Raw genomic sequence first — 26850 nt, 5'->3', positions numbered from 1 at the left:
CTCTGCTGCCCCTTCAAACTCAAGATTTCAATGCTTCGGCAAGTTTCGCGATTTTTCCGCGAATCGAGCCATCGATAACCAGGTCGCCGGCACGGATAACAACACCACCAATCAGGGATGCGTCCTCCGAAGCTTGCAGGCGCACTTCCCGATTGAGTCGTGCACTGAGAACCTTGGCGAGTTTGTCTTGCTGTTCTTGGTTCAATGCAAAAGCACTGGTCACTTCAACGTCTACCGACTTCTCTGCTTCGGCCTTGTACAGGTCGAACAGAGCGGCGATCTCCGGCAACAGCGGGAGACGGTCGTTTTCGGCAATGACGTGAATGAAGTTCTGCACTTTCACATCAAACTTGTCGCCGCACACTTCAATAAAAGTGGCGGCCTTGTCTGCGCTCGTCAGGCGCGGGGCCTTGAGCACGCGCTGCATGGTGTCGTCTTGCGACACTGCTGCAGCCAGGCCGAGCATGGCTGACCAAGAGGCCAGCTGCTGGTGGGCCTGGGCGTGCTCGAAGGCTGCCTTAGCGTAAGGTCGGGCCAACGTGGTCAGTTCTGCCATGATCGCCCTCGCTTAAATTTCAGCAGCCAGTTTGTTAACCAGCTCCGCGTGCGCGTTTTGATCGATTGTGGCACCGAGGATCTTCTCAGCACCGCCGACCGCCAGAGCACCCAGTTGGGCACGCAGCGCGTCTTTGACGCCGTTCAGTTCCTGTTCGATCTCGGCATGAGCCGAAGCCTTCACACGGTCAGCTTCGACGCGGGCTTTTTCAACAGCCTCTTCGACGATCTGGTTACCGCGCTTCTTGGCTTGCTCAATGATTTCAGCTGCCTGTGCCTTAGCATCGCGCAGTTGATGACCCGCTTTCTCTTGGGCCAACTCCAGGTCGCGAGCTGCACGGTTGGCAGCGTCCAAGCCATCAGCGATCTTCTTCTGACGTTCGTGCAAAGCCGCGATGACCGGAGGCCACACGAACTTCATGCAAAACACTACAAAAATGAAGAACGCAACGGATTGGCCAATCAGGGTTGCATTAATGTTCACGCCAACACCTCGCTCATTCGTTGTCCATCACTCCAATCAACTCGAAAAGTTCGAGTGATTAGCCAGCGAGTTGACCAACGAAGGGGTTCGCGAAGGTGAAGAACAGAGCGATACCAACGCCGATCATGGTCACGGCGTCGAGCAGGCCGGCGACGATGAACATTTTAACTTGCAGCATTGGGACCATTTCTGGCTGACGCGCTGCGCCTTCCAGGAATTTACCGCCCAGCAGGCCGAAACCAATGGCAGTACCCAGGGCGCCCAGGCCGATCAACAGTGCAACAGCGATAGCGGTTAGACCAACTACAGTTTCCATCTTTCCTCCCGACTTTTACGTCGTATGGTTTAGGTTTTTTAGATTTTAAAGCGGTAAAACAAATCGTTTCATAGCCCGGTGGGGCCTACCTTCCCGTTTCACCGGGAAGGACATCAGACTAGTCGAGACTGGTCTTAATGGTTCTCTTCGTGCGCCATCGACAGGTAGACGATGGTCAGCATCATGAAGATGAAGGCCTGCAGGGTGATGATCAGGATGTGGAACACAGCCCACGCCCACTGCAGAACCACGCCCAGGCCGCTAAGCCAGAGCAGACCACTGCCGAACATCACAGCGATCAGAATGAACACCAGCTCGCCGGCATACATGTTGCCGAACAGTCGCAGGGCCAGGGAGATAGGCTTGGCGACCAGGGTCACGAACTCCAGCAGGAAGTTCACCGGGATCAGCAGGGCTTGAACGAAGATGTTCTTGCTGCCGAACGGGTGCAGGGTCAGTTCGCCGATGAAACCGCCGATGCCCTTGACCTTGATGCTGTAGAAAATGATCAACGCGAACACCGACAGGGCCATGCCCAGGGTGGCGTTAGGGTCCGTGGTGGAAACCGCACGGAATGGAATGTGGTGATCGCCGGAGATCAGGATGGCCAGCTGAGGAATCCAGTCGACCGGGATCAGGTCGACGGCGTTCATCAGGAACACCCAGACGAAGATAGTCAGTGCCAGCGGTGCGATCACCGGGCTGCGACCATGGAAGCTGTCTTTCACGCTGCCATCGACGAATTCGACCAGTACTTCAACGAAGTTCTGCAAAGCACCTGGCTGACCGGAAGTCGCCTTCTTTGCCGCCATGCGGAAAATCAGGACGAAGATCAGACCCAATGCGACCGACCAGCCCAGAGTATCCAGGTGGAAAGCCCAGAAGCCCATTTCTTTGGCCTCTGCTGCGGAGTGGGCAAAGCCCCAGCCGCCATTAGGAAGCTGACCGAAGGTCAGGTTCTGCAAGTGGTGCTGGATATAGCCCGAAGCGGTTGTTTCTGCCATGGTTGCCTCAAACGCCCTAAGGTTTCGAAAGTCTTGTTTTCATTAGCAGGGGAGCGAACCAGCTGACCAGTTGGGTCAACACGAAGACGCCGAATACAGCCAGCGGCGCCAATGGCTTCACACCTGCAAAGGTCAGTGCAAACAGCACTGCCGTCAAAATCAGTTTCCCTGCCTCGCCGGCATAAAATGACCGGACGATAGCCTGGGCTGCTCGGGCGCCGGAAAACCGAAAGGCCCTGTGAGCGAAATACATATTGGGCAGCAAGGCTATCAGGCCTCCGCAGAGTCCTGAATATCCGGCTACGACTCCATGCCAGTACCAAAGCGCCAATGCGGCGATCAGCAAGATGACAAATTGAGCCAATAAAACCGGAAAAACGGCCAAGCGATGGAACGGCAACGTGTTTGGCGTGCGGGTTTCCATCACTCTTGCTCCTCAATGGTCGGCTGCCGGAAATCAATAACTTGGCATAATTTGTGCCGACAAAATGCGCGCAGAGTATAGGGGCGGTTCTGCCCCTATTCAACTGCCGGGTAGTGATTTCCGATCACGCGCTACATAAGCAAATGTTTCAGCGGATGTGGGCAAGGACGCCTTGAAGCTCATCAAGGGAGTTATATCCGATGACCAATTGCCCTTTGCCTTTCTTCCCATGGCGAATTTGCACCGCAGAGCCCAGGCGCTCGGCCAGGCGCTGCTCGAGGCGGGCGATATCCGGATCAGGTTTGGCCGTTTCGACCGGTGCAGGTTTGCCGCTGAGCCATTGGCGAACCAGGGCCTCGGTCTGACGAACAGTGAGCCCCCGTGCGACAACGTGTCGCGCCCCTTCAACCTGTTGATTTTCCGGCAAACCGAGCAATGCACGGGCGTGACCCATTTCCAGGTCGCCGTGGGATAACATGGTCTTGATGACTTCCGGCAACGCGATCAGACGCAGCAAGTTGGACACGGTCACACGGGATTTACCCACCGCCTCGGCCACTTGTTGCTGGGTCAGCTGGAATTCCTGCTGCAAGCGCTGCAGGGCAATGGCTTCTTCGATCGGGTTGAGGTCTTCGCGCTGGATATTCTCGATCAACGCCATGGCGATGGCGGTTTCATCCGGCACATCGCGCACCATCGCCGGGATGGTTTCCTTGCCGGCCTGCTGGCTCGCGCGCCAGCGGCGTTCACCGGCGATGATTTCAAAACGGCCGCCGCCAATCGGACGCACCACGATCGGTTGCATCACACCCTGGGCCTTGATCGAATTGGCCAGTTCTTCCAGCGCCTGGGGGTCCATGTCCCGGCGTGGCTGGTATTTGCCGCGCTGGATCAGGTCCAGCGGCAGGTGTTGCAGCTCGCGCTCGTCGGCCTGCACCGCCTGTTCTTCAAGCGATGTGACGGTCGGACCACTCAACAGTGCATCCAGTCCACGTCCGAGACCTCGTTTCTTGACGGCCATGGGGATTCCTTAAGTTGGCTGGGCTGCAGCGGTGCGTGAATTGCGGCGCTGACGGCGAACCATCTCGCCGGCCAGCGCCAGGTAGGCAATGGCACCACGGGATTGTTTGTCATAGGCCAAAGCCGGCATGCCGTAGCTCGGGGCTTCGGCCAAACGGATGTTGCGCGGGATCACCGTGTCGTACAGCTGGTCACCGAAGTGTTCCTTGAGCTGCGCCGATACATCGTTCATCAGGCTCAGGCGCGGATCGAACATGGTCCGCAGCAAGCCTTCGATCTGCAGGTTCGGGTTGAGCAATTCGGCAATGCGCTTGATGTTATCCACAAGGTCGCTCAACCCTTCCAACGCGTAGTACTCGCACTGCATGGGGATAATCACCCCATCGGCGGCCACCAGCGCGTTCAGTGTCAGCATCGACAGCGACGGTGGGCAGTCGATCAGGATGTAGTCGTAATTCTCGCGGATTGGCGCCAGGGCGCTGCGCAGACGGCTTTCTTTCATCTGCATTTCCAGCAGCACCACTTCCGCCGCAGTCAAATCGCGGTTGGCCGGCAGCAGTTGATAACCACCATGTTCGGAGTAGTGCATGGCCTGGGCCAGGTCGCACTCGCCAATCAGCAAGTCGTAGACCGAGTTTTCCAGGCCGTGTTTATCCACACCGCTCCCCATGGTGGCGTTGCCCTGTGGATCGAGATCGATCAACAGCACCCGGCGCTTGGTTGCGACCAGGGATGCTGCGAGGTTGATGCAGGTGGTGGTTTTGCCCACGCCACCTTTCTGGTTCGCTATCGCGAATACCTTAGCCATTCTTGCTTGTGTTCCCAATCATGCCGTGCGGCGCAGTATCAGCAGATGGCGTTGGCCTTGGCAACCGGGTACGGCCAAGGCGTGTTCGCTATCGAGGTGGAAGTCTGCCGGCAATGCTAACAGCTCATCGCTTGGATGGACGCCCTTCATTGCCAGCCAGCGGGTGTCGCGGTCGCCCAGATGGCGGGTCCAGTTGCTGAAGTTCTCCATGCTGCTGAACGCCCGGGAAACGATTCCGTTGAATGGCTGTTCAGGCGTGAAGGCTTCGACGCGACTGTGGATAACTTGCAGGTTATCCAGCTTGAGTTCGAGTTTGACCTGGGTCAGGAAGCGGGTCTTCTTGCCGTTGCTGTCCAGGCAGGTCACTTGCGACCCGGGAAACAGAATGGCCAGTGGGATGCCTGGCATGCCGCCCCCACTGCCGACGTCGAGCCAGCGACCGTTTTCGATGAATGGCATCACGCTCAAGCTGTCGAGCAAGTGACGGGACACCATTTCGTCGGGATCACGCACCGCGGTCAGGTTGTAAGCCTTGTTCCATTTGATCAACAGGGCCAGGTAGCCCAACAGCAATTCGTGCTGGGCCGGGGTCAGGTCGACGCCCAACTGGCGCGCACCTGTGGATAACTCTTCGGCGTGTTGCGAGGTGACCAACGAACTCAAGCGCTTTGCTCCAACTGACGGCCCGCGCCGCGTTTTTTCAAATGAATCATCAACAGCGAAATCGCTGCCGGGGTGACGCCGGGGATACGTGAAGCCTGGCCCAGGGTCTCTGGCCGAGTTATCCCCAGCTTGCTTTGGATTTCTTTCGACAGCCCGGAAATCCCGGTGTAGTCGATATCCACAGGCAGCTTGGTGTCTTCACTGGCGCGCAGGCGGGCGATTTCATCCTGCTGGCGGTCAATGTAACCGGCGTATTTGGTCTTGATTTCGACCTGCTCGGCGACCTGTGGGTCTTCTGCACCCTGCCCGGTCACTTCGACCAGACCAGCGTAGTCGATTTCCGGACGCGACAGCAGGTTGAGCAAGTTGTATTCGTGGGTCAACGGCGTACCGAATTTTTCGGCAATCGCATCGCCCTGTTCGGTGCCCGGGCGGACCCAAGTGCTTTTCAGCCGCTGTTCTTCCAACGCGATGCTTTCGCGTTTTTTGCAGAAGGCAGCCCACCGTGCGTCGTCGACCAGGCCCAGTTCGCGACCTTTCTCGGTCAGACGCAGATCGGCGTTGTCTTCGCGCAGGATCAAGCGGTATTCCGCCCGGGATGTGAACATCCGGTACGGTTCCTGGGTACCCAGGGTAATCAGGTCGTCGACCAACACACCGATGTACGCCTCATCGCGACGCGGGCACCAGCTGTCTTTGCCCTGCGCGCGCAGTGCAGCATTGGTTCCGGCCAGCAAACCTTGGGCACCTGCTTCTTCGTAACCGGTGGTGCCGTTGATTTGCCCGGCAAAGAACAAACCGCCGATCACTTTGGTTTCCAGGCTGTACTTGAGGTCACGCGGGTCGAAGTAGTCGTACTCGATGGCGTAGCCCGGACGCACGATGTGCGCGTTTTCCATGCCGCGAATTGATTGCACGATCTGAATTTGCACGTCAAACGGCAGGGAAGTGGAGATACCGTTCGGGTACAGCTCATGAGTGGTCAAGCCTTCGGGCTCGATAAAAACCTGGTGGCTTTCCTTGTCGGCAAAGCGGTGGATCTTGTCTTCGATCGACGGGCAATAACGCGGGCCGATGCCTTCGATCACCCCGGAGTACATCGGCGAACGGTCGAGGTTCGCGGCAATGATTTCGTGGGTGCGCGCATTGGTGTGGGTGATCCAGCAGCTCACCTGTTTCGGATGCTGTTCCTTGGAGCCCATGAACGACATGACCGGGATCGGTGTATCGCCTGCTTGCTCGGTCATCACCGAGAAATCTACGGAACGCCCGTCAATACGCGGCGGGGTCCCGGTTTTCAGCCGACCGACACGCAGCGGCAGTTCACGCAGACGCTTTGCCAGGGCAATGGACGGCGGATCACCGGCACGGCCACCGGAATAGTTCTGCATGCCAATGTGGATAAGTCCGCCGAGGAATGTACCGGTGGTCAACACCACGGATTCTGCGAAGAAACGCAGACCCATTTGGGTGACAACTCCGCGCACCTGGTCCTGTTCGACGATCAGGTCATCTGCTGCTTGTTGAAATATCCACAGGTTCGGCTGGTTTTCCAGGGTTTCGCGGACTGCAGCCTTGTACAGGATGCGGTCTGCCTGAGCCCGGGTAGCCCTTACGGCCGGGCCTTTGCGGCTGTTGAGCACGCGAAATTGGATGCCACCTTTATCGGTAGCCATGGCCATCACGCCGCCAAGGGCGTCGATTTCCTTGACCAGATGGCTTTTACCGATCCCACCGATGGCGGGGTTGCAACTCATGGCGCCGAGGGTTTCCACGTTATGCGTCAACAACAGGGTTTTTACGCCCATTCGTGCTGACGCCAGTGCTGCCTCGGTACCGGCATGACCGCCGCCGATGACGATCACTTCAAAACGGGAAGGGAAATCCACCACGCACCTCGTGCCTGCTTATGTAGGTAATCAGGAATTGATTGTTGAAAGAGTTTTAGAGCTTTGGCGGCAAGTATAGGGACTTAGCCCTTCCTAAAGAACCCTTTGCACAAAATTTAACCAGCTGTGGATGAATCACAGACAATAGAAATTAAAAGAGAGAAATTTATTAAATCTTTGTTTTTATGTTTATTTCTACTGAGCATACTTTCTGTGGATAGATCTACACAGGCCTTTATTTACGGCGTGTACAGAGATTCAAAAGTCTGTGGTCATGTGCCAATGAGGCCCTTGGATAAGTCCTTTAAGCCTGTGGATTAAACAGACGGTTATCCACAGAGGCCTTTTTACTCAGGTTTCAGGGCCTGTTATCAACTGGGCACAGGGACGGTTATTCACAGAGCTTAATCCACAGAAATCGGCAAATCTGTCTGTATTCAGTCCGCCACAACGCCAACCGAAACCTTTCACTCGGTGGGGAGCACAGCAAAAAGAGATCTGTTGTGACAAAACGGCGGGGCAGTTAATAATAGCGATTATCATTAACCTACCTTGTCATGCCCTATGTCCTCTTCTTCACACACGGCTGCGGTCCAGCACATTTATGAGCAGCACCACTCCTGGCTGCGCGGGTGGCTCAAAGGGAAGCTACATAACGCCTGTGATGCGGCCGATGTGGCGCACGATACGTTCGTGCGCATTCTGGGCGGGCGGCATGCGGCACAGATCGTTGAACCACGTGACTACCTGGCGACCATCGCCAGGGGCCTTGTGATTGATCGTTACCGTCGACACGCCATCGAACAGGCCTACAAACAAACCCTGGCCGAACGGCCTGAAGCCATAACCATCAGTGAAGAAGACAAAGCCATCATCATCGAGACGTTGGTGGCTGTGGATAAAGCCTTGTCTGCACTCGGCGAGCGAGCACGGCGGATATTCATGCTGTCCCAGGTCGAGGGGCTGACTTATCAACAGATTGCCGATCAGCTTCAGGTTTCACTGACCACGGTGAAGAAGCACATGATCCGTGTATTGACTGAATGCTCACTGATCATGGCCAGCCTGTAATGGCGGCGCCCGATCGCAAAACCTTTGAGGCTGCTGCCAGTTGGTACGTACAGTTTCAATCCCAGACGCCTACCGCCGACGAGCGCCAAGCCTGGCAACAATGGCTCAACGGCGATCCCTCCCATCAGGCCGCATGGAATCAGATGGAACAGTTGCAGCGCAGTCTCGGCGCCCTGCCTCCGGATTTCACCCGCCGCGCATTGTCGGCCACACAGCAACGTCGCCAGGTACTCAAGTGGATGTTGGTGCTGGGCGGCACCGGGTACCTGGGGTGGAATGTTCAGCAACACACGCCCCTGGGTAATCTGTGGGCCGATTACCGCACGGTCGTAGGTGAACGCCGGCGTATCGAATTGGCCGACGGCACGCGGATTGACCTGAATACCGGCACGGCGATTGATGTGCTATTTGATGAGCGCCAGCGTTTGATCCGCTTGCGCGAAGGTGAAGTACTTATTCACACCGGCAAGCTGGGTGTGCAGACGCCCTTTTATGTCGAAACCCGCCAAGGCCGCGTCCAGGCATTGGGTACTCGGTTTACCGTACGCCAGTTGCAGGACTCAACCCGCGTTGGCGTTCTGGAGGATCGGGTGAATGTGTCGCCTGGTGACCAGCCCCTCCAGGCCCGGCTGCTCAGTGCCGGCGAAAGCGCAGACTTCGATCGCCAAAAAGTGCAGCCAGACACCGTTTACCGCACATCCCAGGCCGCCTGGGTCGATGGCCAACTGATTGTATTGGATGCACGCCTCGGTGATGTTATCGAAGAGCTCGCCCGCTATCGTCCAGGTGTCCTGCAATGCGACCTGGCCTCGGCACATCTGCGTGTTTCCGGGACCTTTCGCCTGGATTCCACCGACGCAGTGCTGGCCAATCTGCAGGCCACCCTGCCGATTCAGGTGAAATACTTCACTCGCTATTGGGTTTCGGTGAAGCGAATCGGTTGATCGAAAAAATATCTGCACGCGGGGTTATCTTTTTTTTACCTGACACGGCCCTACAGGTAATCACGATGCCACCTTCAGGGCTTACTCACCTATGCGCGTTCCCACCAAGCTCCGCCAGCGACTTTCCTACCACGGTATGACATGCAGCCTGCTGCTCGGCACGGCCACCACTGTCAGTGTGTTGTTATCCACGGGCGCCCAGGCCGCCAGCGCGGTGCAACACTACGTTATTGCGGCCGGCCCCCTGGATAACGCCTTGAGCCAATTTGCCGCCAAGGCGAATGTGATCCTGTCTTTTTCACCTCAACAAACCACACGTTTAAACACAGCAGGCTTGGAAGGTGACTACTCCGTGGACCAAGGTTTTGCGCTGCTGCTGCAAAACTCCGGTTTACAGGCGGTAGTCCAGGCGCCTGGCAGTTATGTCCTGCAGGCCGCTTCCACCGGCGAACTCACCCTCGCGCCCACCACAGTCAGCACTTATCAACAGGGCGGTTTCAATCAGGAGATTGCTGGGGATGTGGGCTACAAGGCGCAGAACAGCAGGGTCGGTACAAAGACCAGTACGCCGCTGTCGGAAACACCACGTTCGGTATCGGTCGTCACCGGCCAGCGTATCAAGGACCAGAAGTCGCAAACCCTGACCGAAGTGTTGGGTTACGTGCCCGGTATCTTTGCACCGCCCTTTGCCGCAGGTGATGGGCTGGCGGGCGATCTGTTCTTCATTCGCGGTTTCAATGCCACGGATTACGGCTACGGCCTGCTGCGAGATGGCCTGCGCGTACAAGGTAATCGGTACGACACCACCAGTGAGCCCTATGGCCTGGAGCGGGTCGAAATCTTCCGCGGCCCCTCTTCCCTGCTCTACGGTGAAAATGCGCCTGGCGGTCTGGTGAATCTGGTGAGCAAACACCCTACTGCTACGCCACAAGGTGAAGTGCAGTTGGGTTATGGCTCCAATAATCGGCGTCAGTTGGGTGTGGATATCTCTGGGCCGCTCAATGACAGCGGCAATATCCTCGGCCGGGTTGTGATGCTCGGTCGCAAATCCGATACGCAGACCGACCATGTGCCAGACGATCGCCTGTACATCGCGCCATCACTGACCCTGAATTTCGACGACTACAACACCCTCACCCTGTTGGCCAATTACCAGAAAGACCACACTAATCTGGAACTCGGCCTACCGGCTGCCGGCACCTTGCTTACAAATCCCAATGGCAAGCTCTCCAAGCACACCATGCTCGGCGACCCGGATTGGAATACGTTCGAACGCGAAACCTGGAGTACCGGTTACGAATTCAGCCACAGCTTCAACGATGACTGGCAGTTCCGTCAGAACTCGCGCTACATGCAGTCACGCATCAACCGCCATGAAACCTGGCCCAGTGCCCTGAATAACCGCGGCTTTGGCACTCAACTGAACATGACCGCCTATGACCGCTATAACAAGTCGATGGTCTATTCGCTGGATAACCAGCTGGAAGGAAAATTCCAGGTCGGTGGCCTGGAAAACACGGTGCTGTTTGGCGCCAGTTATGACCGCACCTCGTTCAATCAGGATTGGGATGCGGGGTTTGCCGGCACCATCAATGTGTATAACCCGGTGTACCTGCGTGACCCGTTGACGCCGGTGGCGGTGCAAAACACCCTGCTCGAGCAGCAGATGAAAGGCGTTTATGCACAGATCCAGAGCAAATACGATCACTGGCTGTTCCTGCTCGGCGGCCGTCAGGACTGGGTCGACAGCGATTTCCGTGACAAGGTGAACAAGGCCGGCAATACCGGGTCCGAAGACCGCAAGTTCACCTATCAGGGCGGGGTGATGTACCAGTTCGACAACGGCCTGACGCCGTATGTCAGCTACTCCACTGCCTTTGTCCCCGTGCAGCAGATCTCCAACGCCGGCTCGCCCTTGAAACCGATCACCAGCAGCCAGTACGAAGTGGGCGTGAAGTACGAGCCGATCGGCTGGGATACGGCAATGACGGTGTCGGTGTATGACTTGCGCAAGGAAGACGACACTTACCTTGACGCCACCACCAATAGCTATCGCCAGGTAGGCGAAAGCCGGGCCAAGGGCGCTGAGGTAGAGGTCAACAGCAATCTCACGCCTAACCTGAATGTCACCGCAGCCTATACCTACACTGACGCGAGAATTACCAAGGATTCGGCGACGTCGTTGGTCGAGGGCCACCAGATGACCGGGGTTCCGCGTAACCAGGCCTCAGTGTGGGGCAAGTACCGCTTCTTCGATGGCCAACTCAAGGGCTTGTCCCTGGGCGGTGGCGTGCGTTATTTCGACAGTACCTTTTCCTACACCGCACCCACGCTGTATGGAAAGTTGGATGCAGGAAGCGTCACCTTGGTGGACGCAGCCGTTGGCTATCAGATCGACAAACACTGGTCTGTAGATGTGAACGCCAAGAACCTGTTCGACAAGGAATATGTATCTGGTTGCAACGATGCGGGCCGCTGCTATTGGGGTGACAGCCGTACCCTGCTCGGTACGGTGTCTTACAATTGGTAGGACGCTGTGGATAACTCGGTTATTTACCGATGCAGAAGCTGGAAAAGATCCGCCCCAACAAATCATCGGAGCTGAACGCGCCGGTGATTTCGCCTAACAGCTGCTGCGCCTGACGCAGATCTTCCGCCAGCAGCTCCCCGGCGCCCGCCAGGGTCAACTGCGCCCGACCGTGCTCCAACGCTGCGCTCGCATGGCGCAACGCCTCCAGGTGCCGACGGCGCGCACTGAAGCTGCTTTCCGAGGTCTGCTCGTAGCCCATACAGGCTTTGAGGTGCTCGCGCAGCAGTTCCAGGCCTTCACCGGCCGACTTCGCACTCAGGCTGATCGTGACGTGGCCATCCGCGCTGGTTTCCAGCGCAATGGCATCTCCCGTCAAGTCAGCCTTGTTGCGAATCAAGGTGACCTTGGCCGGGTCCGGCCGGTGCTCGAGGAATTCCGGCCACAGGGCGAAAGGATCCACAGCCTCGGGCGCCGTTGCGTCCACCACCAACAGCACCCGATCCGCTTCGCCGATGGCTTTGAGCGCGCGTTCCACACCGATCTTTTCCACCTGGTCGTCGGTGTCGCGCAAACCGGCGGTGTCTACAACGTGCAACGGCATGCCGTCGATGTGGATATGTTCGCGCAGGATGTCCCGTGTGGTGCCGGCAATCTCAGTGACGATGGCGGCTTCCCGCCCCGCCAGGGCATTGAGCAAGCTGGATTTTCCCGCATTGGGCCGCCCCGCGATCACAACGGTCATGCCGTCTCGCAGCAAAGCCCCCTGCCCGGCTTCACGCAGCACTGTGGATAACTCATCGCGAACTTTATCCAGCATCGCCAGTACGTGGCCATCGGCGAGAAAGTCGATTTCTTCTTCCGGAAAATCAATCGCCGCCTCGACGTAGATACGCAGGCTGATCAACTGCTCGGTCAAGTTATGCACACGCAGGGAGAAAGCACCCTGCAGGGAGCGCAATGCATTACGTGCCGCTTGTGCAGAACTGGCTTCAATCAGGTCGGCAATTGCTTCGGCCTGGGCCAGATCCAGCTTGTCATTCAAAAATGCCCGCTCGCTGAATTCCCCTGGACGTGCCAGGCGGCAGCCCAATTGCAGGCAGCGTTGCAGCAACATATCCAACACAACCGGACCGCCGTGTCCCTGCAACTCCAGGACGTCTTCCCCGGTGAATGAATTCGGCCCAGGGAAATAAAGCGCTAACCCCTCGTCCAGCACGTTGCCGTCAGCATCCAGGAACGGGCCGTAATGCGCATAACGTGCCTTCAACTCACGGCCACTCATGGCTTTGGCTGCCACACTCGCAAGCGGCCCCGAAATTCTAACGATGCCGACACCGCCGCGACCTTGAGCGGTAGCGACAGCAGCGATGGTTTCACGAGGAGCGCTCATCAACAGGTTCCAGACCAAAAGTGACAGAAAGCAAAACGCCCCACTAGGGGGCGTCTTGAGTGGTTATCCACAGAGTAAGTTACGCAGAGGCTTTTGCGGTAGCCGCTTCGATCTTGCGTGTGATGTACCACTGTTGGGAGATAGACAACACGTTGTTGACCACCCAGTACAGCACCAGACCAGCTGGGAACCACAGGAAGAAGAAGGTGAAGATGATCGGCATCATTTTCATCACCTTGGCCTGCATCGGATCCGGCGGAGTCGGGTTCAGGCGCTGCTGGATGAACATCGTCGCGCCCATGATGATCGGCAGGATAAAGAACGGGTCTTTGATCGACAGGTCGGTTATCCACAGGATGAACGGCGCCTGACGCATCTCTACGCTTTCCAGGAGCACCCAGTACAGCGACAGGAACACCGGCATCTGCACCAGAATCGGCAAGCATCCACCCAGCGGGTTGATCTTCTCTTTCTTGTACAGCTCCATCATGGCCTGCGACATTTTCTGCCGGTCATCGCCATGTTGTTCTTTCAGCGCCGCCAGTTTCGGAGCCACGGCACGCATGCGCGCCATCGACTTGTAGCTGGCTGCCGACAGCGGGAAGAAGATCCCCTTGATCAGCATGGTCAGGAAGATGATCGAGAAGCCCCAGTTACCCACAATGCTGTGGATATGTTGCAGCAACCAGAAAATCGGCTGGGCGATGAACCACAGGAAGCCGTAATCCACAGTCAGCTCAAGACCTGGGGACAACTCTTTCAGCACAGCCTGGCTTTTCGGGCCGGCGTACAGGATAGCGCTGGTTTCAGCCTTGGCGCCGGGTGCGACGATCAACGCCGGGCCAGTGAAGCCAATGATGTAGTTACCCTGGCTGTCCTTGCGGGTTTGAACCAGGTTGGCCTCACCCTTGTTCGGGATCCAGGCGGTCACGAAGTAGTGCTGCAGCCAGGCAACCCAGCCGCCTTGCACGGTTTCTTTCAGCGAGCCCTTGTCGATATCTTTCATCGACACTTTTTTGTACGGTTCGCTACTTGTCCACAGGGCGGCGCCCAGGTAAGTCGCGGTGCCGGTGGCAGTGCTGGATGAAGGATCGGAGCTGGCGTCACGCTTGAGCTGGGCAAACAGGTTGCCGCTCCATGGTTTGTCGCTTTCGTTGTCGATCAGGTAAGTGACCTTCAAGTCGTACAAACCACGGGTGAAGCTGAAGCGCTTGATGTAGTTGACGCCGTCGAGGCTGAATTTCAGGTCGACGTTCAACTGGTTCTGGCCATCAGCCAGTTGATAAGTCTTCTGCTCGGTCGAGTAAATCGGACGACCGGTAGCACGTGCATCCGGACCATTGGTGCCGGTCAGGCCGCTTTGCGCCAGATAAGTACGCTCACCACCGTTATCGAACAGTTGGAACGGAACATCCGGATGGTCTTGGCGACGTGGATACAGCGGCAGTTTCAACTGCGCGATATCACCACCTTGTGGGTCGATAGCCAGGTCGAGCACATCCGTTTTCACGTGGATGAGGTCTTTGTTGGTGACCACTGGCGTTTCTAACGGGGCGCTTGTCTCGCCATTCGCGCTGGGAACATCGGCACTCGCGGACGCATTGTTACCCAGCGGGGTGTCCGGAATAGCCGGCGCAGCCTGGTTGGTAGCAACATTCTGAGTCGGCAGGGCAGCCTGGCCATAGTCCTGGTTCCACTGAAGAACCATGACGTAGGACACGATTGCCAGGGCGACGATCAGGATCGTGCGTTTAATATCCATGATTACTCGGCCATCGAAGAAGAACGGGAGGTAGGGATAGGTGGAACCGGGTCATAACCACCGGGATTCCACGGATGACAGCGACCTAAACGACGAAAGGTCAGCCAGCCACCGCGCAGAAGACCATGGTTTTCTATGGCCTCTAACGCGTAGCAGGAACAACTGGGGTAGAAACGACAGTGGTTGGCCATCAGAGGACTAATGGCATAGCGATAAAACTGGATCGGAACGAGGGCCAGTTTACGCATCAAGGCTGTCTACCCCTACAGTTTCGGTGCTGACTGCTGGTGCTGGCTTGTGGGTACGCGCCAAACGTTTCCAGAGCTTGCCGAAATGCTGAATCAATTCGGGGTTTTCTACATCCCCCAAGCCTTTGCGCGCGACGATAACAATATCCCAACCAACCAGAGTGTCCTGGTGGAGGCGAAACGATTCGCGCATCAGACGCTTGAGGCGATTGCGCTCAACGGAGAGCTTTACGCTCTTCTTGCCGATCACCAACCCGAGTCGGGGGTGATCCAGATCGTTGTTACGCGCAAGGAGCAGGAGATTTTTCCCCGGAACCTTGCCGGTGGGGGAGTCAAAGACTGCCTTGAAATGCCGGGGGGTTAGCAGACGCTTTTCCCGACTGAAGTCCTGACTCACCACCAGTACCGGATTATCAAACTGCCAGACGCGCACGACCTTTGGCGCGACGACGCGACAGGACAGCACGGCCGTTCTTGGTAGCCATGCGAGCACGGAAGCCGTGGGTGCGGGCGCGTTTGATGGTGCTTGGTTGGAAAGTACGTTTCATGGCGTTGTTACCTGGTTCGTCCACAACGGGCCGGAATGGCCCCCGTTTTAAGAGACCGGCGATTCTAGTGAAAGCAAGCCTCTAGGTCAATTTCCAACCAGCTTTTCCTTTAATTAGATCTCCACAGGCCATCGGCTCTTTTCTGTCCGCTTGGCTTCCAGTGCTCATGGGATAGATATAAAAATAAAGAAGGAAGTTATTTAAAGCTTTTCTGTAAAGCTTATAAAAGCTAGACAGGCATTCAGCTGTGGATAACTTCCTTTAGGCCATATACCACGTGATGTACAGAGAATGACAACACGGGGGAGAAACGGTGCTCTGCCTGTGCTGCGCTGTCGGATAAGCTGTGTGTGGAATGGGCTGTTATCCACAGGCTGGTTACCCACAGACTTTCGCCCCCACTTGTGCAACGATCTCAGGGCCGCTTATCCACAGAGCTTATGCACAGACCATTGGTCGCCTTTATTGCTGTTAAGACGTTGATTTTGGCTGGCCTGTGATCAAGCTACATGTGGATAAGTGGACGGCTCGCCGCTACAATGGCGGCTGTTTTTGCCTCACCGGCTTTCAACTTAGGGGATATCCGTGTCAGTGGAACTTTGGCAGCAGTGCGTGGAGCTTTTGCGCGATGAGCTGCCTGCCCAGCAATTCAACACCTGGATCCGTCCGCTACAGGTCGAAGCCGAAGGCGACGAGTTGCGTGTCTACGCACCCAATCGTTTTGTTCTCGATTGGGTCAACGAGAAGTACCTGAGCCGCGTTCTCGAATTGCTCGATGAACATGGCAACGGCCTCGCGCCCGTGCTCTCCTTATTAATAGGCAGCAAACGCAGCTCTGCACCTCGCGCTGCGCCGAATGCGCCATTGGCTGCTGCGGCGTCGCAAGCCCAGGCAGCCGCCGCACCGGCCGCCAGTGCGCCTGCTCCTGCACCGGCATCATCCAAATCGTCTGCGAGAAAAAGCGCGCCAGAAAATGAAGAGCCGTCCCGCGACAGCTTTGACCCGATGGCAGGCGCCGCGTCCCAGCAAGCCCCGGTCCGCGCCGAACAGCGCACCGTCCAGGTCGAAGGCGCGCTCAAGCACACCAGCTACCTGAACCGTACGTTCACCTTCGAGAACTTTGTCGAAGGTAAATCCAACCAGTTGGCTCGCGCAGCCGCCTGGCAGGTCGCCGATAACCCCAAGCATGGCTACAACCCGCTCTTCCTTTATGGTGGCGTTGGCTTGGGTAAGACTCACTTGATGCACGCTGTGGGTAACCACCTGTTAAAGAAGAACCCGAATGCCAAGGTCGTGTACCTGCATTCGGAGCGTTTCGTGGCAGACATGGTCAAGGCCCTGCAGCTCAACGCGATCAACGAGTTCAAGCGGTTCTACCGCTCGGTTGATGCGTTGCTGATCGATGACATTCAATTCTTTGCCCGTAAAGAGCGTTCCCAGGAAGAGTTTTTCCACACCTTCAACGCCCTGCTCGAAGGTGGCCAGCAGGTCATCTTGACCAGCGACCGTTATCCGAAGGAAATCGAAGGCCTGGAAGAACGCTTGAAGTCGCGCTTCGGCTGGGGCCTGACTGTTGCGGTAGAGCCGCCGGAGCTTGAAACCCGCGTCGCGATCCTGATGAAAAAGGCCGATCAGGCCAAAGTCGACCTGCCACACGATGCCGCCTTCTTTATCGCCCAACGCATCCGCTCCAACGTGCGTGAGCTCGAAGGTGCACTCAAGCGGGTCATCGCGCACTCACACTTCATGGGCCGCGATATCACCATCGAGTTGATTCGCGAATCCCTCAAAGACTTGTTGGCGCTGCAGGACAAACTGGTGAGTGTGGATAACATCCAGCGCACCGTGGCCGAGTACTACAAGATCAAGATTTCCGACCTGCTGTCCAAGCGCCGTTCGCGCTCGGTTGCACGTCCCCGTCAGGTGGCCATGGCGCTCTCCAAGGAGTTGACCAACCACAGCCTGCCGGAAATCGGTGATGTGTTTGGCGGACGCGACCACACCACGGTCTTGCACGCGTGCCGCAAGATCAACGAACTTAAGGAATCCGACGCGGATATTCGCGAGGACTACAAGAACCTGCTGCGTACACTGACTACTTGATGACACCAGCGCAGCTTATTAAGGCAAGGGACTAGACCATGCATTTCACCATTCAACGCGAAGCCCTGTTGAAACCCCTGCAACTGGTCGCAGGCGTCGTCGAGCGCCGACAGACCTTGCCGGTGCTCTCTAACGTATTGCTGGTCGTCGAAGGCCAGCAATTGTCCCTGACCGGTACCGACCTGGAAGTCGAGCTGGTCGGTCGTGTACAGCTGGAAGAACCCGCCGAGCCTGGCGAGATCACCGTGCCGGCGCGCAAGCTGATGGACATCTGCAAAAGCCTGCCGAACGATGCGTTGATCGACATCAAGGTTGATGAAGCGAAGTTGGTCGTCAAGGCCGGCCGCAGCCGCTTCACCTTGTCCACCTTGCCGGCAAATGATTTCCCGACGGTTGAAGAAGGCCCGGGTTCTCTGACGTGCAGCCTGGATCAGAGCAAGCTGCGTCGCTTGATCGAGCGCACCAGCTTCGCCATGGCCCAGCAGGATGTACGCTACTACCTCAATGGCATGCTGTTGGAAGTGTCGGAAGGTATTATCCGCGCGGTGGCCACCGACGGTCACCGTCTGGCGATGTGTTCGATGCGTGCCGATATCGGCCAACCGGATCGTCACCAGGTGATCGTGCCGCGCAAGGGTATCCTTGAGCTGGCGCGTCTGCTTACAGAGCCGGAAGGCAACGTCAGCATCGTGCTGGGGCAGCACCATATCCGCGCGACTACCGGCGAATTCACGTTCACTTCCAAGCTGGTTGACGGCAAGTTCCCGGATTACGAGCGAGTGTTGCCTAAAGGTGGCGACAAGCTGGTGCTGGGCGATCGCCAAGCGCTGCGTGAAGCGTTCAGCCGTACCGCGATCCTGTCCAACGAGAAGTACCGTGGTATCCGTCTGCAACTGGCCAACGGTCAGTTGAAAATCCAAGCGAACAACCCGGAGCAGGAAGAAGCGGAAGAAGAAGTGGGCGTTGACTACAACGGCGGTTCACTGGAAATCGGCTTCAACGTTAGCTATCTGTTGGACGTACTGGGTGTGATGACCACCGAACAGGTTCGTCTGATTCTGTCGGACTCCAACAGCAGCGCCCTGGTGCAGGAATCCGACAACGATGACTCGGCTTACGTTGTCATGCCGATGCGCCTGTAACCATGCTCAGCAGAAGCTAGATGTCCCTCAGTCGCGTCTCGGTCACCGCGGTGCGCAATCTGCACCCGGTGACCTTCTCCCCCTCTCCCCGCATCAATATCCTCCACGGCGCCAACGGCAGTGGCAAAACCAGCGTGCTGGAAGCCATTCATCTGTTGGGGCTTGCCCGTTCCTTTCGCAGCGCTCGCCTGTTACCCGTCATCCAGTACGAACAATTGGCGTGCACGGTGTTTGGCCAGGTCGAACTGGCTGAAGGCGGGCACAGCAGCCTGGGCATATCCCGAGATCGCGGTGGAGAGTTCCAAATCCGCATTGACGGGCAAAATGCTCGCAGTGCCGCGCAGCTGGCGGAAATTCTGCCGCTGCAATTGATCAACCCCGACAGTTTTCGTTTGTTGGAAGGTGCCCCGAAAATCCGCAGGCAATTCCTCGATTGGGGAGTGTTCCACGTGGAACCACGTTTTATGGCCACGTGGCAGCGCTTGCAGAAGGCCCTGCGGCAGCGGAACTCATGGCTGCGGCATGGTACACTTGACGCCGCTTCGCAAGCGGCCTGGGACCGTGAACTGTGCCTGGCCAGCGACGAAATAGATGAATACCGCCGCGCCTATATCAAAGCCTTGAAACCAGTCTTTGAGCAGACCTTGAGTGAGTTGTTGGACCTCGAAGGGCTGACGCTGAGCTACTACCGTGGTTGGGACAAAGAGCGTGAGCTGAGTGCAGTGCTCGCGACGTCCCTGCAGCGGGATCAGCAAATTGGTCATACCCAGGCCGGACCACAGCGGGCTGATTTGCGCCTTAGATTAGGCGCTCACAATGCTGCGGACATCTTGTCCCGTGGCCAGCAGAAGTTGGTGGTGTGCGCACTGCGGATTGCCCAGGGCCACTTGGTGAGCCAAGCCCGGCGCGGTCAGTGTATTTATCTGGTGGACGACTTGCCGTCGGAACTCGACGAGCAGCACCGCCACGCGCTATGCCGCTTGTTGGAAGAATTACGCTGCCAGGTGTTTATCACTTGTGTAGACCACGAATTATTGAGGGAAGGCTGGCAGACGGAAACGCCAGTCGCTTTGTTCCACGTGGAACAAGGCCGTATCACCCAGACCCACGACCATCGGGAGTGAAGGCATGAGCGAAGAAAACACGTACGACTCGACCAGCATTAAAGTGCTGAAAGGTTTGGATGCCGTACGCAAACGTCCCGGTATGTACATTGGCGACACTGATGACGGTAGCGGTCTGCACCACATGGTGTTCGAGGTGGTCGACAACTCCATCGACGAAGCTTTGGCCGGTCACTGCGACGACATCAGCATCATCATCCACCCGGATGAGTCTATTACCGTGCGTGACAACGGTCGCGGTATTCCAGTAGACGTGCACAAAGAAGAAGGCGTCTCGGCGGCGGAGGTCATCATGACCGTGCTCCACGCCGGCGGTAAGTTCGACGACAACTCCTATAAGGTCTCCGGTGGTTTGCACGGTGTGGGCGTTTCGGTAGTGAACGCACTGTCCGAAGAGCTGATCCTGACCGTGCGCCGTAGCGGCAAGATCTGGGAACAGACCTACGTCCACGGTGTTCCACAAGAACCGATGAAAATCGTCGGCGACAGTGAAACCACCGGTACGCAGATCCACTTCAAGCCATCGGCTGAAACCTTCAAGAATATCCACTTCAGCTGGGACATCCTGGCCAAACGGATTCGTGAACTGTCGTTCCTTAACTCCGGCGTGGGTATCGTCCTCAAGGACGAGCGCAGCGGCAAGGAAGAGCTGTTCAAGTACGAAGGCGGCTTGCGTGCGTTCGTTGAATACCTGAACACCAACAAGACTGCGGTCAACCAGGTGTTCCACTTCAACATCCAGCGTGAAGACGGCATTGGCGTGGAAATCGCCCTTCAGTGGAACGACAGTTTCAACGAGAACCTGTTGTGCTTCACCAACAACATTCCTCAGCGCGACGGCGGTACTCACCTGGTGGGTTTCCGTTCCGCACTGACGCGTAACCTGAATACCTATATCGAGGCCGAAGGCCTGGCCAAGAAGCACAAAGTCGCCACCACCGGTGATGATGCGCGTGAAGGCCTGACCGCGATTATTTCGGTGAAAGTGCCGGATCCCAAGTTCAGCTCCCAGACCAAAGACAAGCTGGTGTCTTCCGAAGTGAAGACTGCCGTTGAACAGGAAATGGGCAAGTATTTCTCCGACTTCCTGCTGGAGAACCCGAACGAAGCCAAGCTGGTCGTTGGCAAGATGATCGACGCTGCACGTGCCCGTGAAGCGGCGCGTAAGGCACGTGAGATGACCCGTCGTAAAGGTGCGCTGGATATCGCTGGCCTGCCAGGCAAACTGGCTGACTGCCAGGAGAAGGACCCTGCCCTCTCCGAACTGTACCTGGTGGAAGGTGACTCTGCTGGCGGTTCCGCCAAGCAGGGTCGTAACCGTCGCACCCAGGCCATCCTGCCGTTGAAGGGTAAGATCCTCAACGTCGAGAAGGCGCGCTTCGACAAGATGATTTCTTCCCAGGAAGTTGGCACCTTGATCACAGCGTTGGGCTGCGGTATCGGCCGCGACGAGTACAACATCGACAAGCTGCGCTACCACAACATCATCATCATGACCGATGCTGACGTCGACGGTTCGCACATCCGGACCCTGCTGCTGACCTTCTTCTTCCGTCAGTTGCCGGAGCTGATCGAGCGTGGCTACATCTACATCGCCCAGCCGCCGTTGTACAAAGTCAAAAAAGGCAAGCAAGAGCAATACATCAAAGACGACGACGCCATGGAAGAGTACATGACGCAGTCGGCTCTGGAAGATGCCAGCCTGCACTTGAACGATGAGGCTCCGGGCATCTCCGGTGAAGCGTTGGAGCGTCTGGTTAACGACTTCCGCATGGTGATGAAGACCCTCAAGCGTCTGTCGCGCCTTTACCCTCAGGAGTTGACCGAGCACTTCATCTACCTGCCAGCCGTAAGCCTGGAGCAACTGGGCGACCACACGCACATGCAGGATTGGCTGGCCCAGTACGAAGTGCGTCTGCGCACTGTCGAGAAGTCCGGCCTGGTGTACAAAGCCAGCCTGCGTGAAGACCGTGAACGTAACGTATGGCTGCCGGAGGTCGAACTGATCTCCCACGGCCTGTCGAACTACGTCACCTTCAACCGCGACTTCTTCGGCAGCAATGACTACAAGACCGTAGTAACGCTGGGCGCACAACTGAGCACCCTGTTGGACGACGGCGCTTATATTCAACGTGGCGAACGCAAGAAGCAGGTCAAGGAATTCAAGGAAGCCCTCGACTGGCTGATGGCCGAAAGCACCAAGCGCCATACCATCCAGCGCTACAAAGGTCTGGGTGAAATGAACCCGGATCAGCTGTGGGAAACCACCATGGACCCTGCTCAGCGTCGCATGCTGCGCGTGACCATCGAGGACGCCATTGGCGCGGACCAGATCTTCAACACCCTGATGGGTGATGCGGTCGAGCCTCGTCGTGACTTCATTGAAAGTAATGCCCTGGCGGTCTCCAACCTGGACTTCTGATTCTGATAGTCTGCTGAACCCAAAAGGCCAACGCTATGCGTTGGCCTTTTTTATTGGGTGTATATCGGCTGTCTGCTGAATGCTCCACGTGGAACATTCTGGTTTTCAGCCCTGTTGCGAGGGCACCGCTACACTTTCCAATCGGTAACCGTACCCATAGATCGTCAACAGCTGCCACCCCCTATCCGCGGTCAGTCCCAACTTATTACGCAGTCGATAGATGTGCGTATCGAGCGGCCGCGACGACACCATTTCTTCGTGGGTCCAAAACCGCTCATAGAGATACTCTCGGGAAAGCGGTCGGGCCAGGTTGGCAAACAAGCAACTGGCCAGACGGTACTCGCGTTCGGTGAGGTTGATCGGTTTTCCCGCCCGGGTCACGGTCAACTCCGCATCATCAAAGGTCAGGTCGTTGAAGCTCTGCACTTCATGGTTGGCTGATTTCTGCAGGCCGTGGCGACGTAGAACCGCCGTCACCCTCGCCTTCAGTTCATTGGGACGGAAGGGCTTGCTGACATAATCATCGGCACCACTGTTCAGCGCAGTGACGATATCGCTCTCTGCATCGCGGCTGGTCAGCATGATGACCGCAGGCGGCGACTCCATGTGTTCACGGGTCCAGCGCAACAGAGCAATACCGCTGATATCCGGCAATTGCCAATCGAGTATCAACAGGTCGAAGGTTTCCCGGCGCAATTGGCGTAGCAGGTCTTCACCGCGTTCGAAGCAGTGCAGGGTCCAGGGTTGTTCGGCGGTGCTGGGGATTTGTCGCAGTGTCTGTTCCACCCGTCGCAGTTCCGCGGGTTCGTCATCCAGTATTGCGACACGCATGGGTGGGTCCTTTCTTCTTGAAAAATACGGCAGCCGTCAGCCGGGTTAGTGATGGGCACGTACTGCGCAGATGCCGGTCTCTGAATCTGAAGAATTGTGTTCAGATCCGTCGACCCCTTGGATCTCTCGGTACGCTGGCATCAATGTGCGATTAACCCATTGAAAGTCCTTGATACCGATGTGGGAAAGATACCGGCTCCCGCCCATAAGGAAAAGGATCAGCCGACGCATGCGCTGCCGTACACTCCTGCGTGCTGGTGTCAGATACCTTCTGGAACCCAATCTTGATGAGCACCATGATCCTTTCTTCGAACCGCCTGTGCCGTGCCCTCCCCTCATTGTTGATCATGGCTGTAGGCTCTGCAGGGGCGGTTGGCAAGACGCGCACGCCTTACATTGATGATCACATGCTGTGTCGCCCCCAGCCCCTGCCGGCGGTGGTTCAGCATCTCACCGGGGAAGCCTGGAAAATTGATACCAAGGGCCAGGCGAGCCTTTTGCTGGAAGGCATGACCATTGATGAACAGGAAGGCGTGAAGACCTCGGCGTCCGCGTTCGTCAGCCTGTTGCTCGGTGACGGATCCCGCGTGGTGTTGCCCGCAAGTTCACAGGTTCGATTGCATCTGGAGCGCAAGCTGTCGATTCCCCAGGTTGTACTCGAACAGGGCCAGGCGGAAGCGTATGTGATCAAGCGTGCCAGCGACCATGATCGTTTTCAGATCGTGACCCCCGTGGGGGTGTTGGGCGTACGCGGCACGCATTTCCGGGTGCGTAACGACGCAGAGCAATCGGTGCTCGAAGTGTTGGATGGGCAGGTTGCCGTCAGCCGCGAGGCAAAAAACCAGCCGATGGAACAGGAGGTAAAAATCGGTGCCCGGCAAGGTCTGCTGTTCAGGAAGCAGGGAGACCTGAAACCGGTTGAGCTACTTGCTGCACCGAAGCTCGTGGGTCAGGACGGCCAGAAAGGTGATGCGCCGGTCTGGAGCCTGTACCTGCGGCCTTTGCCCGGAGCCCAGCGATACCGGGCACAGGTCGCTACCGACAAAGCCTTCATGGACATCAAGCAGGAAAACTTTTCCAGTGCGCCGAAAATGAGCTTCACTGGGCTCAAAGCCTCGTTCTACCACGTGCGCCTTTCGGCCTACGATGAAAACGGGCTGGAGGGAGAAACCGGGGTCTATGACATCTTTTACTACCCACCCACCACCCAGGCACATTGACCTATGAAGCTCTGGGGCAAGACCGAGAAACGCCAGCCCACCCATGCCCAGCGCCTGTTTCATGGTCTGGTGCGCGAGTGGTTGTGGATCGGGTTGCTGTTGCTGCCTGTTACCGTCTATCTGTCGTTGAGCCCAGGCCTGGCGTTGAATAATCCGCTGTACGACAGCCTTCGGCGCCTTACCCCGCTTCCTGTAGACCCGCGCATCCTGCTGGTGACCATTGATGACGCCAGCCTGAAAAAGCTTGGCCAGTGGCCCTGGCCACGCAGCTTGCACGCCGACCTGATCAACCGCCTCAGCGTCGGTCAACCGGCGGGTATCCTCTTCGATGTGATCTTCAGTGAGCCCGGCGATCCCGCCAATGACAAACGCTTGGCCGAAGCGGTATGCAATGCAGGCAACGTCTTGCTGCCTCTGGTACGTGAGGGCACTTCAAGTTATAGCCAGCCCGGTGGTCAGATGCTGGCGTTGCATAAGTGCGCCAAGGGCGTGGGCCACATCAATGTCGAAGCGGACAGCGACGGCGTGGTCCGCAGCCTGTATCTACGTGAAGGCCCTCCCGAGACGACGGCACCGCAACTGGCCTGGCTGGCCTATGAGATGAGCGGCGAGCTATCGGACATGCCGGGCGAGCCGCAGCAGGCGATCGCACAACACTGGCACCGTGAACACGCCATCCGCATCCCGTTTATCGCACCCCATACCCATTTCCCCAGCGTGTCCTACGTCAGCGTATTGCGCGGTGAGGTTCCTCCCGAGCAGCTACGAGGCCGCCTGATCCTGGTGGGTTCAACGGCTTCCGGTATGGGGGATCGGTTCGTCACCCCCCTCTCCTCCACGGTCGGTACAACGGCGGGTGTGGAAATCCAGGCCAATGTGCTCAACGGCTTGCTGCAAGGTCGCAGCATTGTCGACCTGCCGGGCTGGCTCGCGGCGCTGATGGCGACCTCCCTGGTGGCGTTATTGCTGGGCCTGCTGCTCTATCGCCCGCGCTATGCACTGTGGATGACCCTGGGCTGCATGATCGCTGCGTTGCTCGGCGCCTGGGCCTTGTTGCGTCTTGGCCACTGGTGGTCGCCCGCCGCGTGCCTGATTGGTTTGCTGCTCAGCTACCTGATCTGGAACTGGCGTCGCCTGAGCGTGATCCTCGCCTACTTCGGCTGGGAATTGGCACGCCTGGATAACGAACCCAAAGTCCTGCCCGAACGCCGCCGTGCGCCCGCCAGCAAAGGCGACGTGCTGCAAGCGCGTATCTTTGCCCTGGAGCAGGCCGTAAGCCGCACGCGGGATACGCGGCGCTTCATGGCCGATGGCCTGGAGTGCCTGCCGGTAGCGACGCTGATTACCGACCCCATGGGTAACATCCTGCTGGCCAACCGCATTGCCCGCGAGGTGTTCGGCAATGACCTGGTCACCGAAAACCTGCTGGAACAATTGGCCGACCTGGGCTACCCGCCGCTGCACAATGGTGTGCGCCCCGCCCTCTCGGCGCTGGAGCTGGTCGAGTTCCGCGACATCCATCAACGCAGCCTGCGCATGGAATTGGCACCCTTGCTGCCGGCCGAAGGTGATGTTGCACTGGGCTGGCTGTTGAGCCTGACGGATTTGAGCAAGGAGCGTGATGCGCAACAGCACCGCGAAACCATGTTGCGTTTCCTCTCTCATGACTTGCGTGCACCGCACTCGGCGATCCTCGCGCTGCTGGATGTGCATAACGGCGAGTCCCCAGTCTTCGCCCAGATAGAACAACAGGTTCGCCGCGCCCTGGGCCTTACCGAATCCTTCGTGCAACTGGCGAAGGCCGAAGCTGACGGTTACCAGTTCCAGCCGACGCTATTTGCGATGTTGGTGATGGACGCCTTTGATCAGGTGGCGCTGATCGCCCAGCTCAAGGGGATCCACCTGGTTCATGATCTGGATGAGGCCGACGAGGGCATGGTCTCCGCTGACCAGTCGCTGCTCACTCGTGCGTTGTTCAATGTGCTGGAGAACGCGATCAAATACTCCTCTTCCGGTACCACCGTCAGGTTGCGGCACAGCAGTGCGCAGGGCTGGTTGGAATGCCGTATCAGCGATCAGGGGCCGGGGATTGCGGCAGAGGATTTGCCGGAGCTATTCAGCCAATACCGGCGCTTTGAGTCCGCTCAGGGTAGTGAAGGATTGGGGTTGGGGTTGACCATGGTCAAGGCGGTAATCGAGCGCCACGGTGGACATATCCGTTGCGAAAGCGTGGTAGGCAAAGGCACCACGTTCAGCCTGCAACTACCGCTGCTGGAAGACTGAAAAAACGTACTTTTCTGCTGTGCATGAAAAACCGGTCGCAAGGACCGGTTTTTTTATGCGGAAAAACTT

The 26850-nt window shown here is 57.4% G+C and carries 24 protein-coding genes; 9 read left to right on the top strand and 15 right to left on the bottom strand.

The genetic code is table 11. The features are described 5' to 3' along the window. Positions 1-19: 19 nt before the first annotated feature. The 9 genes from BM017_RS04445 to mnmG all read right to left on the bottom strand — a co-directional run bounded on the left by BM017_RS04445 (position 20) and on the right by mnmG (position 7163). On the bottom strand, positions 20-556 hold the full coding sequence (locus BM017_RS04445) for a F0F1 ATP synthase subunit delta (RefSeq protein ID WP_003195833.1): 537 nt from the start codon (positions 554-556) through the stop codon (positions 20-22). Between the two features lie 12 nt (positions 557-568). Further along, a complete protein-coding gene (locus tag BM017_RS04440; protein ID WP_071490883.1) occupies positions 569-1039 on the bottom strand; it encodes a F0F1 ATP synthase subunit B in 471 nt (156 codons plus the stop codon). A 58-nt stretch (positions 1040-1097) separates the two neighbouring features. Then, the gene (atpE, locus tag BM017_RS04435; RefSeq protein WP_002555987.1) at positions 1098-1355 is read right to left on the bottom strand and encodes a F0F1 ATP synthase subunit C; all 258 of its coding nucleotides are present in this window, start codon (positions 1353-1355) and stop codon (positions 1098-1100) included. A 134-nt stretch (positions 1356-1489) separates the two neighbouring features. Continuing rightward, positions 1490-2359 carry a F0F1 ATP synthase subunit A gene (gene atpB / locus BM017_RS04430; protein ID WP_016970691.1) on the bottom strand — a complete coding sequence of 290 codons (870 nt, stop codon included), beginning with the start codon at positions 2357-2359 and terminating at the stop codon, positions 1490-1492. A 16-nt stretch (positions 2360-2375) separates the two neighbouring features. Beyond that, the gene (locus tag BM017_RS04425; RefSeq protein ID WP_010565865.1) at positions 2376-2783 is read right to left on the bottom strand and encodes a F0F1 ATP synthase subunit I; all 408 of its coding nucleotides are present in this window, start codon (positions 2781-2783) and stop codon (positions 2376-2378) included. Between the two features lie 148 nt (positions 2784-2931). After that, on the bottom strand, positions 2932-3804 hold the full coding sequence (locus BM017_RS04420; RefSeq protein WP_016970690.1) for a ParB/RepB/Spo0J family partition protein: 873 nt from the start codon (positions 3802-3804) through the stop codon (positions 2932-2934). Between the two features lie 9 nt (positions 3805-3813). Beyond that, the gene (locus BM017_RS04415) at positions 3814-4611 is read right to left on the bottom strand and encodes a ParA family protein (protein WP_010207696.1); all 798 of its coding nucleotides are present in this window, start codon (positions 4609-4611) and stop codon (positions 3814-3816) included. Between the two features lie 18 nt (positions 4612-4629). Beyond that, a complete protein-coding gene (gene rsmG, locus BM017_RS04410) occupies positions 4630-5274 on the bottom strand; it encodes a 16S rRNA (guanine(527)-N(7))-methyltransferase RsmG (RefSeq protein WP_092241515.1) in 645 nt (214 codons plus the stop codon). Continuing rightward, positions 5271-7163, bottom strand: coding sequence for a tRNA uridine-5-carboxymethylaminomethyl(34) synthesis enzyme MnmG (gene mnmG / locus BM017_RS04405; protein ID WP_025854394.1), 1893 nt, complete (start codon positions 7161-7163; stop codon positions 5271-5273). The genes rsmG and mnmG overlap by 4 nt, the downstream gene beginning before the upstream one ends. A gap of 564 nt (positions 7164-7727) precedes the next feature. On the opposite strand from mnmG, the gene BM017_RS04400 reads away from it, so the two are divergent. From BM017_RS04400 to BM017_RS04390, 3 genes are all read left to right on the top strand, one after another. Further along, the gene (locus BM017_RS04400; protein ID WP_092241513.1) at positions 7728-8234 is read left to right on the top strand and encodes a sigma-70 family RNA polymerase sigma factor; all 507 of its coding nucleotides are present in this window, start codon (positions 7728-7730) and stop codon (positions 8232-8234) included. Next, positions 8234-9178, top strand: coding sequence for a FecR domain-containing protein (locus BM017_RS04395; RefSeq protein ID WP_092241510.1), 945 nt, complete (start codon positions 8234-8236; stop codon positions 9176-9178). The genes BM017_RS04400 and BM017_RS04395 overlap by 1 nt, the downstream gene beginning before the upstream one ends. A gap of 91 nt (positions 9179-9269) precedes the next feature. Next, positions 9270-11708, top strand: coding sequence for a TonB-dependent siderophore receptor (locus tag BM017_RS04390; protein ID WP_092241508.1), 2439 nt, complete (start codon positions 9270-9272; stop codon positions 11706-11708). 19 nt (positions 11709-11727) lie between these two features. Here BM017_RS04390 and mnmE read toward each other — a convergent pair whose 3' ends face one another. From mnmE to rpmH, 5 genes are all read right to left on the bottom strand, one after another. Then, entirely contained in the window at positions 11728-13098 is a 1371-nt protein-coding gene (gene mnmE / locus BM017_RS04385) for a tRNA uridine-5-carboxymethylaminomethyl(34) synthesis GTPase MnmE (RefSeq protein WP_092241506.1), read from the bottom strand. A gap of 79 nt (positions 13099-13177) precedes the next feature. Next, positions 13178-14860 carry a membrane protein insertase YidC gene (yidC, locus tag BM017_RS04380; RefSeq protein WP_092241504.1) on the bottom strand — a complete coding sequence of 561 codons (1683 nt, stop codon included), beginning with the start codon at positions 14858-14860 and terminating at the stop codon, positions 13178-13180. Positions 14861-14862: 2 nt separating this feature from the next. After that, the gene (gene yidD / locus BM017_RS04375) at positions 14863-15108 is read right to left on the bottom strand and encodes a membrane protein insertion efficiency factor YidD (protein WP_003213574.1); all 246 of its coding nucleotides are present in this window, start codon (positions 15106-15108) and stop codon (positions 14863-14865) included. Next, complete coding sequence (rnpA, locus tag BM017_RS04370) at positions 15101-15508, bottom strand: ribonuclease P protein component (protein WP_020302575.1); 408 nt, start codon at positions 15506-15508, stop codon at positions 15101-15103. The genes yidD and rnpA overlap by 8 nt, the downstream gene beginning before the upstream one ends. 13 nt (positions 15509-15521) lie before the next feature. Next, positions 15522-15656: a 50S ribosomal protein L34 gene (gene rpmH, locus BM017_RS04365; protein WP_003213577.1), complete on the bottom strand. Its 135-nt coding sequence runs from the start codon at positions 15654-15656 to the stop codon at positions 15522-15524. A gap of 585 nt (positions 15657-16241) precedes the next feature. On the opposite strand from rpmH, the gene dnaA reads away from it, so the two are divergent. The 4 genes from dnaA to gyrB are packed head-to-tail and all read left to right on the top strand — an operon-like array spanning position 16242 to position 22447. Beyond that, positions 16242-17759, top strand: coding sequence for a chromosomal replication initiator protein DnaA (dnaA, locus tag BM017_RS04360; RefSeq protein ID WP_092241502.1), 1518 nt, complete (start codon positions 16242-16244; stop codon positions 17757-17759). A gap of 38 nt (positions 17760-17797) precedes the next feature. Next, positions 17798-18901 carry a DNA polymerase III subunit beta gene (dnaN, locus tag BM017_RS04355; RefSeq protein WP_058424368.1) on the top strand — a complete coding sequence of 368 codons (1104 nt, stop codon included), beginning with the start codon at positions 17798-17800 and terminating at the stop codon, positions 18899-18901. A gap of 20 nt (positions 18902-18921) precedes the next feature. Then, positions 18922-20025 (top strand): DNA replication/repair protein RecF, encoded by a 1104-nt coding sequence (gene recF, locus BM017_RS04350; protein WP_058424369.1) that lies wholly within the window; start codon positions 18922-18924, stop codon positions 20023-20025. Between the two features lie 4 nt (positions 20026-20029). After that, complete coding sequence (gyrB, locus tag BM017_RS04345) at positions 20030-22447, top strand: DNA topoisomerase (ATP-hydrolyzing) subunit B (protein WP_092241499.1); 2418 nt, start codon at positions 20030-20032, stop codon at positions 22445-22447. 105 nt (positions 22448-22552) lie between these two features. On the opposite strand, the gene BM017_RS04340 is transcribed toward gyrB, so the two are convergent. Continuing rightward, a complete protein-coding gene (locus tag BM017_RS04340; RefSeq protein ID WP_071490891.1) occupies positions 22553-23278 on the bottom strand; it encodes a response regulator transcription factor in 726 nt (241 codons plus the stop codon). Between the two features lie 287 nt (positions 23279-23565). Here BM017_RS04340 and BM017_RS04335 point away from each other — a divergent pair, with 287 nt between their 5' ends. Both BM017_RS04335 and BM017_RS04330 read left to right on the top strand, forming a co-directional pair. Then, positions 23566-24498, top strand: coding sequence for a FecR family protein (locus tag BM017_RS04335; RefSeq protein ID WP_092241498.1), 933 nt, complete (start codon positions 23566-23568; stop codon positions 24496-24498). Positions 24499-24501: 3 nt separating this feature from the next. Continuing rightward, entirely contained in the window at positions 24502-26781 is a 2280-nt protein-coding gene (locus tag BM017_RS04330; protein ID WP_092241496.1) for a CHASE2 domain-containing protein, read from the top strand. Positions 26782-26850: the final 69 nt, after the last annotated feature.

Origin of the sequence: Pseudomonas sp. NFPP04 (assembly GCF_900113815.1) — a bacterium.
GTDB lineage: Bacteria > Pseudomonadota > Gammaproteobacteria > Pseudomonadales > Pseudomonadaceae > Aquipseudomonas > Aquipseudomonas extremorientalis.
This window is presented reverse-complemented; position numbering and strand designations above follow the sequence as displayed.

Excerpts from the sequence above, each read along its gene's own strand:
- BM017_RS04445 (WP_003195833.1), bottom strand. The coding sequence starts at position 556 with ATGGCAGAACTGACCACGTTGGCCCGACCTTACGCTAAGGCAGCCTTC.
- atpE (WP_002555987.1), bottom strand. The coding sequence starts at position 1,355 with ATGGAAACTGTAGTTGGTCTAACCGCTATCGCTGTTGCACTGTTGATC.
- atpB (WP_016970691.1), bottom strand. The coding sequence starts at position 2,359 with ATGGCAGAAACAACCGCTTCGGGCTATATCCAGCACCACTTGCAGAAC.
- BM017_RS04425 (WP_010565865.1), bottom strand. The coding sequence starts at position 2,783 with ATGGAAACCCGCACGCCAAACACGTTGCCGTTCCATCGCTTGGCCGTT.
- BM017_RS04420 (WP_016970690.1), bottom strand. The coding sequence starts at position 3,804 with ATGGCCGTCAAGAAACGAGGTCTCGGACGTGGACTGGATGCACTGTTG.
- BM017_RS04415 (WP_010207696.1), bottom strand. The coding sequence starts at position 4,611 with ATGGCTAAGGTATTCGCGATAGCGAACCAGAAAGGTGGCGTGGGCAAA.
- BM017_RS04400 (WP_092241513.1), top strand. The coding sequence starts at position 7,728 with ATGTCCTCTTCTTCACACACGGCTGCGGTCCAGCACATTTATGAGCAG.
- BM017_RS04395 (WP_092241510.1), top strand. The coding sequence starts at position 8,234 with ATGGCGGCGCCCGATCGCAAAACCTTTGAGGCTGCTGCCAGTTGGTAC.
- BM017_RS04390 (WP_092241508.1), top strand. The coding sequence starts at position 9,270 with ATGCGCGTTCCCACCAAGCTCCGCCAGCGACTTTCCTACCACGGTATG.
- mnmE (WP_092241506.1), bottom strand. The coding sequence starts at position 13,098 with ATGAGCGCTCCTCGTGAAACCATCGCTGCTGTCGCTACCGCTCAAGGT.
- yidC (WP_092241504.1), bottom strand. The coding sequence starts at position 14,860 with ATGGATATTAAACGCACGATCCTGATCGTCGCCCTGGCAATCGTGTCC.
- yidD (WP_003213574.1), bottom strand. The coding sequence starts at position 15,108 with ATGCGTAAACTGGCCCTCGTTCCGATCCAGTTTTATCGCTATGCCATT.
- rpmH (WP_003213577.1), bottom strand. The coding sequence starts at position 15,656 with ATGAAACGTACTTTCCAACCAAGCACCATCAAACGCGCCCGCACCCAC.
- dnaN (WP_058424368.1), top strand. The coding sequence starts at position 17,798 with ATGCATTTCACCATTCAACGCGAAGCCCTGTTGAAACCCCTGCAACTG.
- recF (WP_058424369.1), top strand. The coding sequence starts at position 18,922 with ATGTCCCTCAGTCGCGTCTCGGTCACCGCGGTGCGCAATCTGCACCCG.
- gyrB (WP_092241499.1), top strand. The coding sequence starts at position 20,030 with ATGAGCGAAGAAAACACGTACGACTCGACCAGCATTAAAGTGCTGAAA.
- BM017_RS04340 (WP_071490891.1), bottom strand. The coding sequence starts at position 23,278 with ATGCGTGTCGCAATACTGGATGACGAACCCGCGGAACTGCGACGGGTG.
- BM017_RS04335 (WP_092241498.1), top strand. The coding sequence starts at position 23,566 with ATGAGCACCATGATCCTTTCTTCGAACCGCCTGTGCCGTGCCCTCCCC.
- BM017_RS04330 (WP_092241496.1), top strand. The coding sequence starts at position 24,502 with ATGAAGCTCTGGGGCAAGACCGAGAAACGCCAGCCCACCCATGCCCAG.